The following is an 18067-nucleotide window of genomic DNA, read 5'->3' on the forward strand; positions in this document are numbered from 1 at the left end:
ATCAGTTCCTGAATTCGACGTGCCGTTAGTTGTATGTCACAGAGAAAGTTGCTGGTGCTGAAAATGTGCCCGCTGTAACATCGCTTACGGTTTTACTCTTATCTACGACCAGGCGCGCACTCATCGGATAATCTACAACTGTATTCCCCGTGGCTGTGGCAATAGACACTTCCTGATCGGCTGGGGTAACACAACTGAATTGTGCCGCACTACCAACTGCTGGAGTGCTTGTACTCCACACTTCAACTGCAACAGCACTTGCTTTATCGCTAGCCGTGGAGCCGTTCGCAAAACCGAGACCGTCGTTACTTGCTCCTTCACAGGTGGCACGCTTTGTCAGTTTAATCTTAGCTTTTTTGCCAGGTATACCCGCGCAGTCTTTAAACTGTAATTTAAAGGTTTTAATTTTTGTTTTTGCATTGATTTCAGAAATATAAACATCGCCAAAAGCAACGACAGAAATGGTTTGATCATTATCATCAACCAGACTGGCTGTACAGGTTCCCATTTCTACCGTGGTTTTTACATTTAATTTAACGCTATCAGTCGCAGCAAATGACGAAAAAGTGAGCACTGATGCCGCCAGAATAGTTGCAGTCGATAATCCAAAACGTGAAGGTTTAAATTTCATCATTGTCATCCTTGTTATTCATAGGTGAAATTGAAAATTGCCTGAGCACGAAAGTCTCCGGGTATCCCCTCACCTGCGCTCGTTTCACGTAGTGCCACGGTCATTTCCAGACCTGTGGTACTAATTTCTGTTGCACTCCAGCGTATTTTTTCTGCGCTGTTTGGTTTTAAAAATGTTTCATCACCAGCATTACGTTTTTTGAACCCCATACCGATATAACTGGTGGTTGATGTGGTGTCTGAAGACAGCGGTATAACAAGTCTATCAAAGGTTCGGGACCCATTACCTGACAATGTAGTATCAATATGGCTGATACCTGCACTGCAACCACTGGCTACCATCGTAAAGTCAGCCTGGGCCCTGGTGGTTTTATTTACTATTTGATCCAGACCCATATTGGGTAATGTTAACGTATAACTGTCATTTCCGTCTTCGGTGACATTATTACCGGTTATCTTAATATTACATGTTGTCGCTTTAACTGTGGCCGTAAAATCGACATTTATATCGGTAGCAAATACACCTGGAGATAACAGTATCCCTGTCAGTATCGCGAATTTATAGGGTGCTATTTTTATCATGTGAAATTCCTTGTTGTTACTGTATCTGACAACTAATTCCATTCAGAATAATAGTTTGTGTTATTTTTTGTTGATCTGCTGTTTGCTTATAATGGGCAATACATGCGACAGGTTTACCCTCTTCAACCCAGTTTATGCGGATATTACCTTGCTGTTCGATGCCTCGAACAAAAGCTTGTCCGCCCTGGCCGACGTTACCAATCATGTTATTTTGTTCATCAAAGATATCCGCCGCGAATGGAATATTTTTACCGTCATTACGCTTAATATTCATGATTGCCGATTGTCCCTGGACGGTTTCAAAATCGGCGAAGACAACAGAGCCCTGACGAGGGACGGCAATTGCACTGGTAGATTTCATTTCTACATCATTTTCGATTCCGCTAATGTCCAGAGCGATACGGTTTTCGTGATATGGCGAGAGGGCGCTGGTCACGCCGTATCCCCAGCGGTCTACTGTACTGTTGCCATAGTTAATGCGCGCACCTTTTGCTCCAGGTGCTTGTACAACGGCAAGCGTGTCGGAGTCGCTAAAACTATCGTTACTGAACGTCAGGCCGCCGCTGTGCAGCACGAATCCACCGTCAGTATTAAGCGAGAATTGACGACTGTTATCGCTACTTGCGGAAACGGAACCTGCAAGCGTTCCCCAGGGCGATTCGTAACTGGCATAACCACCGATGTAACTTAAATCGTCACTGGCTTTCATCATTGTATAGCCGGTGTTTACGCTGTAACTGACGCGATTTGCGTCGCTAAAGCCACTGCTGCTGATGTTGAGCTGATTATTGCCTTTAAAATCACTATTTAACTGAGTATCAATACTCTGAAAACCGGAATCGCGATGGCTTGTGCCTAATAATTTTTCAATTGGAATGGTGAAACTAAGGTAGATGCTATCATCCGTTTCACCATCCTCATTCCATGAACGTTGTGCACTGATGCTGTAACTTCCCCAGGAAGCGCTATTACTGTAACCAATAGAGTAATTGCTGCGATTTTGCCCGGAAGCCCAGTAATCTGACCAATCACCAGTGAGATAGAATGAACCGTAATCCTGCTTCTCAAATTTCAGCGGTTGGCTAATGCTGACCGTCACCTGATTTTTCATGCGAGAGTAGTTACGCATGGTTTGCGGTTCGAGGTCCTGTTCCGGATGTTTTACTTCGTCGATTAAAGTCAGTGCGTCGTTAAGGCCAAGGTAATTCTGCGTTGAATAGCGATAAGCCGCGATATTTAGTGATGTGTTGGTATTTTCGAATAATTTGTTCCATGAGAGGCGATAGCTTTGCCCCTGGTAGGTTTTATCATCCGGAATGCTGACATTTGAATGGGTGATATCGAATGAAAAAGCACCTACAGCGGTATTCAGGCCCAGACCCAGTAATCCGGCAGTGTAATGATTGTCAGTAAGTTGGATCCCGGTATAACCGGTCAGATAGTTGTTTAAACCGTAGTAATAACTGGCCTGAAAAAGATTGGGCTCGTCTTGTATATCGTCTTTTATGACCTGACCACCGCTGATATCCCAGCGACCGACGCCTGGTCGTAACATCTGTACAACTGATGAAAATGGTTGCGAGAAAGTTCGCTTCGAACCATCCGCTTCTTCAATAGTGACGATAAGATCGCTGCCGTAACCCGATGGGCTAAGATCATCGATGACAAACGCACCTGGCGGTACGGTAGTTTCATAGATCTTATAACTGCCCTGGGTAATAGTGACCTTGGCGTTAGTGTTCGCAACACCATGAATAATTGGCGCAAAACTGGCTAACGCAGGGGGTAACATACGACTGTCGCTATATAAGCGAACTCCCCGAATGCTGACTGAATCGAAGGTTTCACCCGTGGTATATGACTCGCCGACAATTAACTGCGAGCGTAAGGATGCGAGATCGCGCTGGAGGTAGCGATTTTGAAAGTCATAATTACTGTCTGAATCATTCCTCCAACTGTAGTTACCGGTAGCGCGTAACCGCCATGCTCCTAAATTCATACCGCCATTAAAAGCAGCATAAACACTGTCATTTTTCCTGTCGGGGCTTTCACTGTGATATGCGTTGACGTTGTAAGACAACATGGCCGCGTTGATACCGTTTTCCCACAAGGAAGGATCAACATAGTTTTGGTAATTTTTCATTACCCATGCCTGGGGAACATAGATGTCCAGGCGCTGATCGTTGACATCATAACGAATCGACGTCTGGGGGATGAGTTCCGCCAGGTTGAGGCAATCCCCGAGTTCGTTATCTCTTGCAAGCAGCACGGCATTAGCAGCATTGATATCGGGTTGATTGATATGAAACTGCAATAAGTTCTTCAGGGTGAGACAAGCCTGAGCGTTTTTCTTACCCTCAACCGTAACAAAGGCAATGCTCTGGTTGGTGACGGGCTGGTCGTTGATATAAACGCTGACGTCGTAAAGGCCTGGTAATGTTGGGTTACCCTCGCTATAGCGACTAAGATCAATATTTGAAGCATCACGACCCATCAGGAAGGTATTGTCATATTCAACGTGCTCGGCGCTTAAAGCACTACTGCTGTAAAGCAGTGCGCAAAACGTGGCGATATGCGTAAAGGGATAGTGATAATTTGTAGTTGTTTTTTTGTTCACGTTTTGCTTCCTGCTGCGTGTGGTTTTGAAGACTTTATAGAGTGGCATTGCCTTCAATCGCGCCGCCAAAATCATTAATGGCAAAGAAGTGAACTTTTGCAGAACTCACTTTGCTACTGATCCCATTAACTGTGATGGCATCTTCACTGCGTGGCGCGATCATTTTGACGTCTAACGGATAACGCTTTCCGCTGGCGACAACGTCACCACTGCTGAAAGAGACGTAGAAGGGGGTAGGATTAACGACACGAAGCGCCACTTTGCCGCCGGATGTTGTCCACGACCACTTCAGTGCAGCCGGAGCATCGGAAGGTATTCCGGTGAGTCCTTCCGGACGATAAAACAGTTTGATGCGAGTACGGAATGCCAGTTGCAACATGCTTTGGTTAGCCATTTTTTCCGCGTCGGGTTTTGGTGGAACTTCGAGGACATTGAACCAAAACACACTTTCCCGATCTTTGGGTAAAGCAGACCTGCCGGTATACATCAGCTTGATTGTTTGACCGCGTTTGCCGTCAATACGTGAAACAGGGGGAGTCGCCGTAAATGGGACATTGATACTGCCAGGTTCGGCGTTATCATCTCCGGTATCTAACCAACTCTGGACCAGCAATGGGTTATTGCCTTTATTTTCCAGACGTACATTGACACTTTTTTGATCGCTTGTGTAAATAACGCGTGTACCTGAAATGACGATATCTGCAATAGCTGAAGAGCTAAAAGCTAAACAGGTTGCAAAGCATAATGCTACAGTATGTTTTGTATTAAAAAACATAAACCATCCCTGATCGAATTATTTAGAACAGGGAATAATCATTGTCATAATTACAGGCAATGTTATTCCCTATATATTCACTAAATCAATTAATTCGGTGAAATATTACTGATAAGTAACGGTATATGCGGTATTGGTTTTTACATAACCAGCAGTTGCCGTCTGGTCATTTACAGCACGAACATAGGATGCTTTAAAATCATAGGTTACAGATTTAGTGGTCGCGTCCAGTGCTTTAGTGTAAACATCGCCAGGATTATTAATTTTTACCTGCTTAACAGTGGAACCGTCAATGTTGTGCAGAGCAATATTCACACCGTCAGATGGGTTATTGATAGACATATCGTTGTTCAGCGTACCTTTGCTGTTACCAAAGAACACGGAACCGAAGGTCATTTTGGCAGAGCTGCCCGGTGCAGGGTTTGCTTTGCTGCAATCAACGGTGATGCTGAAAGGTTTAGCCTTGGCACCAACGGTAGTTTCGAGTACGCCTGCATCGATTTCACCAACGGTTGCGGTTTGCAGCAGGATCAGGCCATCTTTGTTACCGCCGTCAACACGGGTTTCACAGGTGTTATCAACAACCAGGCCACTGATATTTAACTGACCACCGTCCATATCAGCAGAAGCAGTACCTGCAACCATTGCCAGCATAAGACCAGACAGGGCAAAACCTAATTTTTTAGACATAAAAATCCTTGAATAAAATTCCATTAGTCAGACTACATGTTTGAAGAATGACTATTCATGACACAAATAGGAGAAACAAATGTTAGATATTAATGAGCAATGATATTTGTTACCCAAATTTACAACCATTGTTCATTAGGTCGCCTATTGTGCACTTTAGAAGCTTTTAAACAAATTAAATTTACTTAATTCAAAATTAAGTAAAAATAAGTTCACAAGTGCAATTGGTTAGGGTATGGAGATGGGATTGATATTTATCTGCGGGAATTTATATTATGTTTCTATAAAAATGTTTAAAGTAAAATCGTTATTAAGGAAAGAGAGGTGGTGTGATTTTCAGAAAATATTTATATTCGCAATATAAATAAATTACCATTTGTTTAATTTGTCAAATGCTCTTGTATGTAAGATTTGACGCAACGTCTCCCCATCAGGAAACACCAGTCCCGGCGCAATTTCAAACAGTGGCCACAGCATAAATCCACGATTCTTCATATCGTAGTGCGGAACGGTCAGGCGTTCGGTATTTATCACTTCATTACCAAACAGCATGATGTCGAGATCCAGCGTACGCGGTCCCCAGCGTTCCGCTTTACGGACGCGACCTTGCTGCAATTCGATACGCTGTGTGTGATTGAGTAGCTCTTCAGGTGCAAGAGAGGTTTCCAGCGCCACGGCTGCGTTTAAGTAATCGGGTTGATCTTGCGGCCCCAGCGGTGGGGTGCGGTAGAACGAAGAAACGGCAAGAATGTGGCTTTCAGGGATATCGCCTAATGCTTTCAGGGCAGCATTGACCTGCTCCAGTGGAGAGGCCAGATTGCTGCCTATGGCAATATACGCCACTGTCATGCGGTACCCTCACGACGCGGTGCGCGTTTGCGTGGACGACGAGAACGGCGACGCGGTGACGGCTCTTCATCCAGCTCGTTGAGCATCCCTTTTTGGTCTGGTGGCGCGGAAACCTGGAACTCACCCCACCATTTCACAAGACGCTGCAGTTCAGCGTTACGTTCAACTTCAGCTCGCAAGGCCAACAGGTCATAAGCCGCACGGAACTTAGGATGCTCCAGCAGTTTCCATGCGCGTTTACCCTGACGACGGGACATACGCAACTGCAACTGCCAGATATCGCGGGTTAACGTCGTCAGACGTTTCGGGATCGCCAGTGAACGGCAGGCTTCGTCCAGCACGTCGTTCATCGCCAGCGCGAAAGCGTCGTGATAGGTCAGGCCACTTTCCTGGGCGATCTTCTGTGCCGTCTCCAGCAGTGGGTACCAGAACATGGCGGCAAACAGGAACGCCGGGTTCACGCGCATATCGTTATGGATACGCGTATCGGTATTCTTCAGCACCTGTTCAATGATCCGCTCCATCGGGCTGTCGCCATTTTCCGTGAAGTAGCGGGTAATGGTCGGGAACAGCGGCTGGAACAGATGATATTCACACAGCAGCTTATAGGTTTCGTAACCGTAGCCCGCTTGCAGCAGTTTCAAAGATTCTTCAAACAGACGTGCAGGAGGAATATCGTTCAGCAGGGTAGCCAGGCGAGGGATCGGTTCTGCGGTTTCAGGACTGATACGCATACCCAATTTGGCGGCAAAACGTACCGCGCGCAGCATCCGTACCGGATCTTCACGGTAGCGCGTTTCCGGGTTACCAATCAGACGGATAACGCCGTCCTTCAGATCCTTCATGCCGCCAACGTAATCACGGACGGTAAAATCTGCCACGCTGTAATACAGGCTGTTGATAGTGAAATCGCGGCGCTGGGCGTCTTCTTCGATGGAGCCGAAAATGTTGTCGCGCAACAACATGCCGTTTTGCCCGCGTTGGGAGGTCGTGCGGTCGCTGACGTTACCTTCGTGATGTCCACGGAAGGTCGCAACTTCGATAATCTCCGGGCCAAACATCACATGAGCCAGACGGAAACGGCGACCCACCAGCCGGCAGTTACGGAACAGTTTACGTACCTGTTCAGGCGTGGCGTTAGTGGTTACGTCAAAATCTTTCGGCTTTTTGCCAAGTAACAGGTCGCGCACGCCGCCGCCAACCAGCCAGGCTTCGTATCCCGCTTTATTGAGCCTGTACATTACCTTCAGGGCATTTTCACTGATATCTTTGCGGGAAATAGCATGCTGCTCACGCGGGATCACCGTCACCTGTGGACGGGCGACTGCCTGTTCAGCCTCGCTTTCCTCGCGGCTTAGCACCTTGCGGCAAAAATTAGCGACTCGGGTAAAAATAGTACACCTCGGTAGTGTCAAACATCATTCAGGACAAAAAAATAGCGGCTAATCATAGCTCAGCATGACGCATTTGAGAATGTTGAATTTACAATTGCCGACTCAGGCACGGCGGTAAGCCGCCAGTTTTTGACGGCTGACTGAAGGATTTGCTCGACGCTGAAATCCTGCCAGTGTGCTTCTGCCTGCTGACCCAGAAATTGAAGTGCCGCGATTAGTACCGGGCGTGGATCGCCTTTCGGCAACGCAGGCGCATGATTCTGCTTGGAAAGTTTAGCGCCTTGTGTGTTAAGCGCCAGCGGTAAATGAATGTAATCTGGCACTTTCCAGCCAAAAAGCTGGTACAGCGAGATTTGCCGCACTGTCGGTTCGATCAAATCTGCCCCGCGGACAATTTCGCTCACGCCCTGGAAGTGATCATCCACCACCACCGCCAGGTTATAGGCAAACAAACCATCACGGCGATGAATAATAAAATCTTCCCGCGCCAGTTTTTCGTCGGCGTGAATAATGCCGCGCAGCTGATCAGTAAATTGCGTGACCGGATGCTGCTGGCGGATACGTACTGCGGCGTTGTCTGGTCCATGATGCAATTCCCGGCAATGGCCGTCGTAAATACCGCCAATGCTTTGAATACGCGCGCGCGTGCAGGTGCAGTAATAACTTAGTCCTTGCTCATGTAACCAGGCGAGTGCTTCGCGATAGGCGTCGTGACGTTGCGATTGCCAGAGAACGTCGCCGTCCCAGTGCAGACCGTAATGTTCCAGCTGGCGCAGGATAGTCTCTGCGGCACCGGGAACTTCACGAGGCGGGTCTATATCTTCAATGCGTACCAGCCAGCGACCTTGCCGAGCGCGAGCCTGTAAATAGCTGCCAAGCGCGGCAATCAGAGAGCCAAAATGAAGCTCGCCGGAAGGAGAGGGGGCAAAGCGGCCAATATAGTGTGTGTCTGTCATCTCGTTGAACAAAAAATAAGGCGGGAGCATTTCCCGCCTGTGGTAAACGTGATGGAACGGCTGTAATTAGCCAGCCATTTGTTTTTCGCGAATTTCAGCCAGCGTTTTGCAGTCGATGCACAGATCGGCTGTCGGGCGCGCTTCCAGACGGCGAATACCAATTTCAACACCGCAGGACTCGCAGTAGCCGAAATCTTCGTCTTCCACTTTTTTCAGCGTCTTCTCGATCTTTTTGATCAGCTTACGCTCGCGATCGCGGTTACGCAGTTCGAGGCTGAACTCTTCTTCCTGGGCTGCACGGTCTACCGGGTCCGGGAAGTTGGCTGCTTCATCCTGCATATGTGTAACGGTGCGATCGACTTCATCCCTGAGTTGATTACGCCATGCTTCCAGAATACGACGGAAGTGCGCCAGCTGGGCTTCATTCATATACTCTTCGCCCGGCTTCTCCTGATATGGTTCCACCCCAGCGATGGCGAGAATACTCAGGGACGATGTTTTACGGTTTTGCCCTTCTTGCATGTTGCTTCTCCTTAACACGCACTATCGATCCCCATGTTCGGGGGAAAAATGAGGCCGCTATAAATAGCAGATGCTTTTCCGGATAGCAATTATCTAAACGTAACACTTGACAACTGTGTGAGGAAAAGCGTATTTGCGCACGCGACCAGAATGTAAATTAACCAGTTACATACTTTACTACAATGTAACCGGCAGTGATTTTTTAAGAGCCATGCCTTCAGCAGAAAGTTCCGCTTTGTAAGCCAGAATTTCTACCCCCCTCTGTTGAGCTTCTGACAATAGTTGCGCGTATTTCTCATCGATGTGGCGCGCGGGTGAAAACCGTGTAATGGCTGAATGCAGCACGGCAAAAAAGATAACCGCACGCTGGCCTTCAGCCGCTACGCTCATCAACTCCCGAAGGTGTTTCTGACCTCGTTCAGTGACCGCATCGGGAAAATATCCCTGTTCGTTCTCCGCTAACGTAACCGATTTCACTTCAATATAGCAGTCTGGACGCGAATCCGCCTGCAACATAAAGTCAATACGGCTGCGTTCTGCGCCGTATTTTACTTCGCTTTTCAGCGAGCTATAGCCTGACAGTTCTGAAATTGATTCATTAAGGATAGCCTCTTTCGTCAGCCTGTTAGCCCAAAGCGTATTGACGCAAATAAATGCGCCGCTCTGGCTTTGAGTTAATTCCCAGGTGTGTGGGTATTTCCGTTTGGTGTTGTCTGAAGTTGAATACCAGACGGTATCGCCAGGCGTTGCACAACCGGTCATCGCACCCGTATTCGGGCAGTGTAGCGTTAATTCGCGACCATCGGGTGTGATCACATCGGCTAAAAAACGTTTGTAACGCTGAATTAGCGTCGCGCGCTGTAGAGGGGGAGAAAATTCCATTACGACAATCCTTGTTATTGCGTTAGCGCCCAGCGTTTTAGCGGCGTGTAGCGTGTGCGTCCACGGGCAAACGAGGAGGCGTAAAGGGTGAACTCCGTCACCGTATACGACCAGTTAAAACCTGGCGGCGGGATTGTCACCGCCTCGCTGGCGTCGCGCAATAAGGTAATATGTGGATGAAACGGACGATTGCTTTGAAAACAACCGCTGCGGGCAGCCTGTGAACGGAGCATATTCGCCAGCTGGATTAAGCCGCGTGGTGGCTGACGCATCCCTAACCACACCACACGCGAACGCAGCCATTGACCGGCGTCATCAAGCGTGAGTGTGAAACCCGGTTGACGAATCCGCCCGGCTAAAAGAGAAAGCGCCTTCTCTTTCTCGGCGCTCACTTCGCCTAAAAATGCCAGAGTCAGATGCAAATTATCGGCGGCGACCGGACGTCCCGCGTCAGGTGGGAAGTGTGTGGCGCGCCAGTGGATAATCTGTTCGCGGATTTCTGCAGGTAAGTCGATAGCAAAGAACAGCCGTTGCGGTTCAGACATGTGAGGCACTCGGTTATGAATTACCGCGATGCTACAATGTGCCGCGAAGAATGTTAACCCTCTGGAGCGTTTTGTGTCGTCGTTGCCCGTTGCTGCCGTCTTACCTGAATTACTTACCGCTCTCGATTGTGCATCGCAGGTGTTATTAAGTGCGCCGACCGGGGCCGGGAAATCAACCTGGCTGCCGCTGCAACTGCTGGCGCATCCCGGCATTAACGGGAAAATTATCCTGTTGGAGCCGCGTCGTTTGGCGGCGCGTAACGTTGCGCAACGACTGGCGGAGCTGCTTAACGAAAAGCCAGGCGATACCGTTGGCTACCGGATGCGTGCGCAAAACCGCGTCGGGCCGAATACCCGCCTGGAAGTGGTTACCGAAGGCGTGCTGACGCGCATGATCCAGCGTGACCCGGAACTGAGCGGTGTTGGATTGGTGATCCTCGATGAGTTTCATGAGCGCAGCTTGCAGGCGGATTTGGCGTTGGCGCTGTTACTCGATGTGCAACAAGGTCTGCGTGATGACCTTAAACTGCTGATTATGTCGGCTACGCTGGACAACGACAGCTTGCAGCAAATGCTGCCAGAAGCGCCCGTCGTCATCTCAGAAGGGCGCTCGTTTCCGGTTGAACGCCGTTATTTACCGCTGCCCGCGCATCAGCGTTTTGACGAAGCCGTTGCGGTAGCCACCGCCGAAATGCTGCGTCAGGAAAGTGGATCATTACTGTTATTTTTACCTGGCGTCGGAGAAATTCAGCGCGTGCAGGAACAACTGGCTTCGCGCATCGGCAGTGATGTGTTGCTCTGCCCGCTGTATGGCGCGTTGTCGCTGAACGATCAGCGAAAAGCGATCCTTCCGGCACCGCAAGGAATGCGCAAAGTGGTGCTGGCGACCAATATTGCTGAAACCAGTTTAACCATTGAAGGTATTCGTCTGGTGGTGGATTGTGCTCAGGAAAGGGTGGCGCGCTTTGATCCGCGCACGGGGCTTACGCGACTGATTACTCAACGCGTTAGTCAGGCATCCATGACGCAGCGTGCCGGGCGCGCCGGGCGTCTGGAGCCGGGTATCTGCCTGCATTTAATCGCCAAAGAACAAGCAGAACGCGCTGCCGCGCAAAGTGAACCGGAGATATTACAAAGCGATCTTTCCGGTTTGCTGATGGAATTACTGCAATGGGGATGCAGCGATCCGGCGCAGATGAGCTGGCTGGATCAACCGCCAACGGTGAATCTACTGGCCGCGAAACGCATGTTACGGATGCTGGGGGCGCTGGACGGTGAACGGCTTAGTGCGCAAGGGCAAAAAATGGCAGCGCTGGGTAACGATCCGCGTTTAGCGGCAATGCTGGTTAGCGCGAAGAACGACGACGAAGCTGCTACCGCGGCAAAAATTGCCGCCATTCTCGAAGAGCCGCCACGGATGGGCAATAGTGACCTGGGCGTGGCGTTTTCGCGCAATCAACCAGCCTGGCAGCAACGTAGTCAGCAACTGTTAAAACGTTTAAACGTACGCGGCGGTGAGGCAGACAGTTCTCTTATCGCGCCGCTACTTGCCGGGGCGTATGCCGATCGCATTGCTCGTCGCCGTGGGCAAGATGGACGCTATCAACTGGCAAACGGCATGGGGGCGATGCTCGATGCCGACGATGCGCTAAGCCGCCACGAATGGTTGATCGCACCGTTATTATTGCAGGGCAGCGCCTCGCCGGATGCACGGATTTTACTGGCGCTACCGGTCGATATTGATGAGTTAGTACAACGCTGTCCGCAGCTGGTACAGCAGTCTGACACCGTGGAATGGGATGACGCGCAAGGCACGCTGAAAGCCTGGCGTCGGCTGCAAATCGGTCAGTTGACGGTGAAAGTGCAGCCACTGGCGAAACCCTCGGAAGACGAGTTGCATCAGGCGATGCTTAACGGCATTCGTGATAAAGGTTTAAGCGTGCTCAACTGGACGGCGGAAGCGGAACAGCTACGCTTGCGTTTGTTATGCGCCGCAAAGTGGTTGCCGGAATATGACTGGCCAGCGGTTGATGATGAGAGTTTGTTGGCGACGCTGGAAACGTGGCTGCTGCCACATATGACTGGCGTACATTCACTACGCGGCCTGAAATCACTCGACATTTATCAGGCACTACGCGGATTACTTGATTGGGGAATGCAGCAACGTCTGGATAGTGAATTGCCTGCGCATTACACTGTGCCGACGGGAAGCCGGATCGTCATTCGTTATCATGAAGATAATCCGCCCGCGCTGGCGGTGAGAATGCAGGAGATGTTTGGTGAGGCCACCAATCCGACGATCGCTCAGGGGCGCGTGCCGCTGGTGCTGGAGTTGCTTTCCCCTGCCCAAAGGCCGCTGCAAATCACGCGTGATTTGAGCGCCTTCTGGAAAGGAGCGTACCGTGAGGTGCAAAAAGAGATGAAAGGGCGTTATCCCAAACACGTCTGGCCGGACGACCCGGCAAACACAGCACCGACGCGACGGACGAAAAAGTATTCGTGAAGACCAAAGCAAATTTGAGAGATATCTTCTTCTGTCTTGCAACAGAAGAACAGAAAATCGGGCTTTTGCGCCTGAATATTGCGGAGAAAAAGCATGGCCGGGAATGACCGCGAGCCAATTGGACGCAAAGGGAAACCGACGCGTCCGGTAAAACAAAAGGTAAGCCGTCGTCGTTACGAAGATGACGATTACGACGATTATGATGACTATGAGGATGAAGAACCGATGCCGCGCAAAGGTAAGGGCAAAGGCAAAGGGCGTAAGCCTCGTGGCAAACGCGGCTGGCTATGGCTGCTGCTAAAACTGGCTATCGTTTTTGCCGTGCTGATCGCCATTTACGGCGTTTATCTCGATCAAAAAATTCGCAGCCGTATTGATGGCAAGGTCTGGCAATTGCCCGCGGCAGTTTATGGCCGAATGGTCAACCTTGAGCCAGACATGACCATCAGCAAGAACGAAATGGTGAAGCTGCTGGAGGCGACCCAGTATCGTCAGGTGTCGAAAATGACCCGTCCTGGCGAATTTACCGTGCAGGCCAACAGCATTGAGATGATCCGCCGTCCGTTTGATTTCCCGGACAGTAAAGAAGGGCAGGTGCGTGCGCGTCTGACCTTTGATGGCGATCATCTGGCGACCATCGTCAATATGGAGAACAACCGTCAGTTTGGTTTCTTCCGTCTTGATCCGCGCCTGATCACCATGATCTCCTCGCCAAACGGTGAGCAACGTCTGTTTGTGCCGCGCAGTGGTTTCCCTGATTTGCTGGTGGATACTTTGCTGGCGACAGAAGACCGCCATTTCTACGAGCATGATGGGATCAGTCTCTACTCCATCGGACGTGCGGTGCTGGCAAACCTGACCGCCGGACGCACGGTGCAGGGTGCGAGTACGCTGACGCAACAGCTGGTGAAAAACCTGTTCCTCTCCAGCGAGCGCTCTTACTGGCGTAAAGCGAACGAAGCTTACATGGCGCTGATCATGGACGCGCGTTACAGCAAAGACCGTATTCTTGAGCTGTATATGAACGAGGTGTATCTCGGTCAGAGCGGCGACAACGAAATCCGCGGCTTCCCGCTGGCGAGCTTGTATTACTTTGGTCGCCCGGTAGAAGAATTGAGCCTCGACCAGCAGGCGCTGTTGGTGGGTATGGTGAAAGGGGCGTCCATCTACAATCCGTGGCGTAACCCGAAACTGGCGCTGGAGCGACGTAACCTGGTGCTACGTTTGCTGCAACAGCAACAGATTATTGATCAAGAACTCTATGACATGTTGAGTGCACGTCCGCTGGGTGTTCAGCCGCGCGGTGGGGTGATCTCTCCTCAGCCAGCCTTTATGCAACTGGTGCGTCAGGAGCTGCAGGCAAAACTGGGCGATAAGGTAAAAGATCTCTCCGGCGTGAAGATCTTCACTACCTTTGACTCGGTGGCACAGGACGCGGCAGAAAAAGCCGCCGTGGAAGGCATTCCGGCACTGAAGAAACAGCGTAAGCTGAGCGATCTTGAAACTGCGATTGTGGTCGTCGACCGCTTTAGTGGTGAAGTTCGTGCGATGGTCGGTGGTTCTGAGCCGCAGTTTGCGGGCTACAACCGTGCGATGCAGGCGCGTCGCTCGATTGGTTCTCTTGCAAAACCAGCGACTTATCTGACTGCCTTAAGCCAGCCGAAAATCTATCGTTTGAATACGTGGATTGCCGATGCACCAATCGCGCTGCGTCAGCCGAATGGCCAGGTCTGGTCACCGCAGAATGATGACCGTCGTTATAGCGAAAGTGGCAGAGTGATGCTGGTAGATGCGTTGACCCGTTCGATGAACGTGCCGACGGTGAATCTGGGCATGGCGTTGGGGCTGCCTGCGGTTACGGAGACCTGGATCAAACTGGGCGTACCGAAAGATCAGCTGCATCCGGTTCCGGCAATGCTGCTGGGGGCGTTGAACTTAACGCCAATCGAAGTGGCGCAGGCATTCCAGACCATCGCCAGCGGCGGTAACCGTGCTCCGCTTTCTGCGCTGCGTTCGGTAATCGCGGAAGATGGCAAGGTGCTGTATCAGAGCTTCCCGCAGGCAGAACGCGCTGTTCCGGCGCAGGCGGCGTATCTGACACTATGGACCATGCAGCAGGTGGTACAACGTGGTACGGGGCGTCAGCTTGGGGCGAAATATCCAAATCTGCATCTGGCGGGAAAAACCGGGACTACCAACAACAACGTAGATACCTGGTTTGCGGGCATTGACGGCAGCACGGTGACCATCACCTGGGTCGGCCGTGATAACAACCAACCGACCAAACTGTATGGAGCCAGCGGGGCAATGTCGATTTATCAGCGTTATCTGGCTAACCAGACGCCAACGCCGCTGAATCTTGTTCCGCCAGAAGATATTGCAGATATGGGCGTGGACTACGACGGCAACTTTGTTTGCAGCGGTGGCATGCGTGTCTTGCCGGTCTGGACCAGCGATCCGCAATCGCTGTGCCAGCAGAGTGAGATGCAGCAGCAGCCGTCAGGCAATCCGTTTGATCAGTCTTCTCAGCCGCAGCAACAGCCGCAACAGCAACCTGCTCAGCAAGAGCAGAAAGACAGCGACGGTGTAGCCGGTTGGATCAAGGATATGTTTGGTAGTAATTAACGTCTAAGCGTGACATACCGGATGGCGAGTAGCCATCCGGTAAAATAACATCCCACCTAAAGTATTAACCCTTTCTTTTCATCTGGTTGTTTATTAACCCTTCAGGAACGCTCAGATTGCGTACCGCTTGCGAACCCGCCAGCGTTTCGAATATTATCTTATCTTTATAATAATCATTCTCGTTTACGTTATCATTCACTTTACATCAGAGATATACCAATGGCGCGTTCCAAAACTGCTCAGCCAAAACATTCACTGCGTAAAATCGCAGTTGTAGTAGCCACAGCGGTTAGCGGCATGTCTGTTTATGCACAGGCAGCGGTTGAACCGAAAGAAGACACTATCACCGTTACCGCTGCACCTGCGCCGCAAGAAAGCGCATGGGGGCCAGCTGCAACTATTGCGGCGCGACAGTCCGCTACCGGCACCAAAACAGATACGCCGATTCAAAAAGTGCCACAGTCTATTTCTGTTGTGACCGCCGAAGAGATGGCGCTGCATCAGCCGAAGTCAGTAAAAGAGGCGCTTAGCTACACGCCGGGTGTCTCTGTTGGTACGCGTGGCGCATCCAACACCTATGACCACCTGATCATTCGCGGCTTTGCAGCAGAAGGCCAAAGTCAGAATAACTATCTGAATGGCCTGAAGTTGCAGGGCAACTTCTATAACGATGCGGTCATTGACCCGTATATGCTGGAACGCGCTGAAATTATGCGTGGCCCGGTTTCCGTGCTTTACGGTAAAAGCAGTCCTGGCGGTCTGTTGAATATGGTCAGCAAGCGTCCGACCACCGAACCGCTGAAAGAAGTTCAGTTTAAAGCCGGTACTGACAGCCTGTTCCAGACTGGTTTTGACTTTAGCGATGCGTTGGATGATGACGGTGTTTACTCTTATCGCCTGACCGGTCTTGCGCGTTCTGCCAATGCCCAGCAGAAAGGCTCAGAAGAGCAGCGTTATGCTATTGCACCGGCGTTCACCTGGCGTCCGGATGATAAAACCAATTTCACCTTCCTTTCTTACTTCCAGAACGAGCCGGAAACCGGTTATTACGGCTGGTTGCCGAAAGAGGGAACTGTTGAGCCGCTACCGAACGGTAAGCGTCTGCCGACAGACTTTAACGAAGGGGCGAAGAACAACACCTATTCTCGTAATGAGAAGATGGTGGGCTACAGCTTCGATCACGAATTTAACGACACCTTTACTGTGCGTCAGAACCTGCGCTTTGCTGAAAACAAAACCTCGCAAAACAGCGTTTATGGTTACGGCGTCTGCTCCGATCCGGCGAATGCTTACAGCAAACAGTGTGCGGCATTAGCGCCAGCGGATAAAGGCCATTATCTGGCACGTAAATACGTCGTTGATGATGAGAAGCTGCAAAACTTCTCCGTTGATACCCAGTTGCAGAGCAAGTTTGCCACTGGCGATATCGACCACACCCTGTTGACCGGTGTCGACTTTATGCGTATGCGTAATGACATCAACGCCTGGTTTGGTTACGACGACTCTGTGCCACTGCTCGATCTGTACAATCCGGTGAATACCGATTTCGATTTCAATGCGAAAGATCCGGCAAACTCCGGTCCTTACCGCATTCTGAATAAGCAGAAACAAACGGGTGTTTATGTTCAGGATCAGGCGCAGTGGGATAAAGTGCTGGTCACCCTGGGCGGTCGTTACGACTGGGCAGATCAAGAATCTCTTAACCGCGTAGCGGGAACGACCGATAAACGTGATGACAAACAGTTTACCTGGCGTGGTGGTGTTAACTACCTGTTTGATAATGGTGTAACACCTTACTTCAGCTATAGCGAATCGTTTGAACCTTCTTCGCAAGTTGGGAAGGATGGTAATATTTTTGCACCGTCTAAAGGTAAGCAGTATGAAGTCGGCGTGAAATATGTACCGGAAGATCGTCCGATTGTAGTTACTGGTGCAGTGTATAATCTCACTAAAACCAACAACCTGATGGCGGACCCTGAGGGTTCCTTCTTCTCGGTTGAAGGTGGCGAGATCCGCGCTCGTGGCGTAGAAATCGAAGCGAAAGCGGCGCTGTCGGCGAGTGTTAACGTAGTAGGTTCTTATACTTACACCGATGCGGAATACACCACCGACACTACCTATAAAGGCAATACGCCTGCACAGGTGCCAAAACACATGGCTTCGCTGTGGGCTGACTATACCTTCTTTGACGGTCCGCTTTCAGGTCTGACGCTGGGCACCGGTGGTCGTTATACTGGCTCCAGCTATGGTGATCCGGCTAACTCCTTTAAAGTGGGAAGTTATACGGTCGTGGATGCGTTAGTGCGTTATGATCTGGCACGAGTCGGCATGGCTGGCTCCAACGTGGCGCTGCATGTCAACAACCTGTTCGATCGTGAATACGTCGCCAGCTGCTTTAACACCTATGGCTGCTTCTGGGGCGCAGAACGTCAGGTCGTTGCAACCGCAACCTTCCGCTTCTAATTTTTTCTTTGGGGCACGGATTTCCGTGCCCGCT

14 protein-coding genes are annotated in these 18067 nt (G+C 50.4%); 3 read left to right on the forward strand and 11 right to left on the reverse strand.

Annotation, left to right across the window (positions count from 1 at the left end):
• Window positions 1-25: 25 nt before the first annotated feature.
• The 11 genes from yadL to thpR all read right to left on the reverse strand — a co-directional run bounded on the left by yadL (window position 26) and on the right by thpR (window position 10442).
• On the reverse strand, window positions 26-634 hold the full coding sequence (yadL, locus tag ACJHXB_RS04925; RefSeq protein WP_001605062.1) for a fimbrial-like protein YadL: 609 nt from the start codon (window positions 632-634) through the stop codon (window positions 26-28).
• Between the two features lie 11 nt (window positions 635-645).
• Window positions 646-1212, reverse strand: coding sequence for a fimbrial protein (locus tag ACJHXB_RS04930; protein WP_000589979.1), 567 nt, complete (start codon window positions 1210-1212; stop codon window positions 646-648).
• Window positions 1213-1228: 16 nt separating this feature from the next.
• Window positions 1229-3829 (reverse strand): outer membrane usher protein, encoded by a 2601-nt coding sequence (locus tag ACJHXB_RS04935; RefSeq protein WP_001036797.1) that lies wholly within the window; start codon window positions 3827-3829, stop codon window positions 1229-1231.
• Window positions 3830-3863: 34 nt separating this feature from the next.
• A complete protein-coding gene (locus ACJHXB_RS04940; RefSeq protein ID WP_000465939.1) occupies window positions 3864-4604 on the reverse strand; it encodes a fimbrial chaperone in 741 nt (246 codons plus the stop codon).
• A 105-nt stretch (window positions 4605-4709) separates the two neighbouring features.
• Complete coding sequence (locus tag ACJHXB_RS04945) at window positions 4710-5294, reverse strand: fimbrial protein (protein WP_000038435.1); 585 nt, start codon at window positions 5292-5294, stop codon at window positions 4710-4712.
• A 369-nt stretch (window positions 5295-5663) separates the two neighbouring features.
• Window positions 5664-6143, reverse strand: a complete 480-nt coding sequence (gene folK, locus ACJHXB_RS04950) for a 2-amino-4-hydroxy-6-hydroxymethyldihydropteridine diphosphokinase (protein WP_000215131.1) — start codon at window positions 6141-6143, stop codon at window positions 5664-5666.
• Window positions 6140-7537: a polynucleotide adenylyltransferase PcnB gene (gene pcnB, locus ACJHXB_RS04955; protein WP_014639063.1), complete on the reverse strand. Its 1398-nt coding sequence runs from the start codon at window positions 7535-7537 to the stop codon at window positions 6140-6142. Before pcnB ends, folK begins: the two co-directional genes overlap by 4 nt.
• 59 nt (window positions 7538-7596) lie before the next feature.
• The gene (gluQRS, locus tag ACJHXB_RS04960; protein WP_032159290.1) at window positions 7597-8493 is read right to left on the reverse strand and encodes a tRNA glutamyl-Q(34) synthetase GluQRS; all 897 of its coding nucleotides are present in this window, start codon (window positions 8491-8493) and stop codon (window positions 7597-7599) included.
• 66 nt (window positions 8494-8559) lie between these two features.
• Entirely contained in the window at window positions 8560-9015 is a 456-nt protein-coding gene (dksA, locus tag ACJHXB_RS04965) for an RNA polymerase-binding protein DksA (protein ID WP_001155227.1), read from the reverse strand.
• Between the two features lie 177 nt (window positions 9016-9192).
• Window positions 9193-9897, reverse strand: a complete 705-nt coding sequence (gene sfsA / locus ACJHXB_RS04970; protein WP_000396038.1) for a DNA/RNA nuclease SfsA — start codon at window positions 9895-9897, stop codon at window positions 9193-9195.
• A gap of 14 nt (window positions 9898-9911) precedes the next feature.
• Window positions 9912-10442: an RNA 2',3'-cyclic phosphodiesterase gene (gene thpR, locus ACJHXB_RS04975; RefSeq protein WP_001294687.1), complete on the reverse strand. Its 531-nt coding sequence runs from the start codon at window positions 10440-10442 to the stop codon at window positions 9912-9914.
• Window positions 10443-10515: 73 nt separating this feature from the next.
• Here thpR and hrpB point away from each other — a divergent pair, with 73 nt between their 5' ends.
• From hrpB to fhuA, 3 genes are all read left to right on the forward strand, one after another.
• Window positions 10516-12945 carry an ATP-dependent helicase HrpB gene (gene hrpB, locus ACJHXB_RS04980; protein ID WP_001469023.1) on the forward strand — a complete coding sequence of 810 codons (2430 nt, stop codon included), beginning with the start codon at window positions 10516-10518 and terminating at the stop codon, window positions 12943-12945.
• A 93-nt stretch (window positions 12946-13038) separates the two neighbouring features.
• Window positions 13039-15570, forward strand: a complete 2532-nt coding sequence (mrcB, locus tag ACJHXB_RS04985) for a bifunctional glycosyl transferase/transpeptidase (protein WP_000918206.1) — start codon at window positions 13039-13041, stop codon at window positions 15568-15570.
• A 219-nt stretch (window positions 15571-15789) separates the two neighbouring features.
• Entirely contained in the window at window positions 15790-18033 is a 2244-nt protein-coding gene (gene fhuA, locus ACJHXB_RS04990) for a ferrichrome porin FhuA (RefSeq protein ID WP_000124416.1), read from the forward strand.
• The last annotated feature ends 34 nt before the right edge of the window (window positions 18034-18067 follow it).

It is taken from the genome of Escherichia sp. WS3227_2, assembly GCF_046486495.1.
In the GTDB taxonomy this organism is placed as follows: Bacteria; Pseudomonadota; Gammaproteobacteria; order Enterobacterales; family Enterobacteriaceae; genus Escherichia; species Escherichia coli.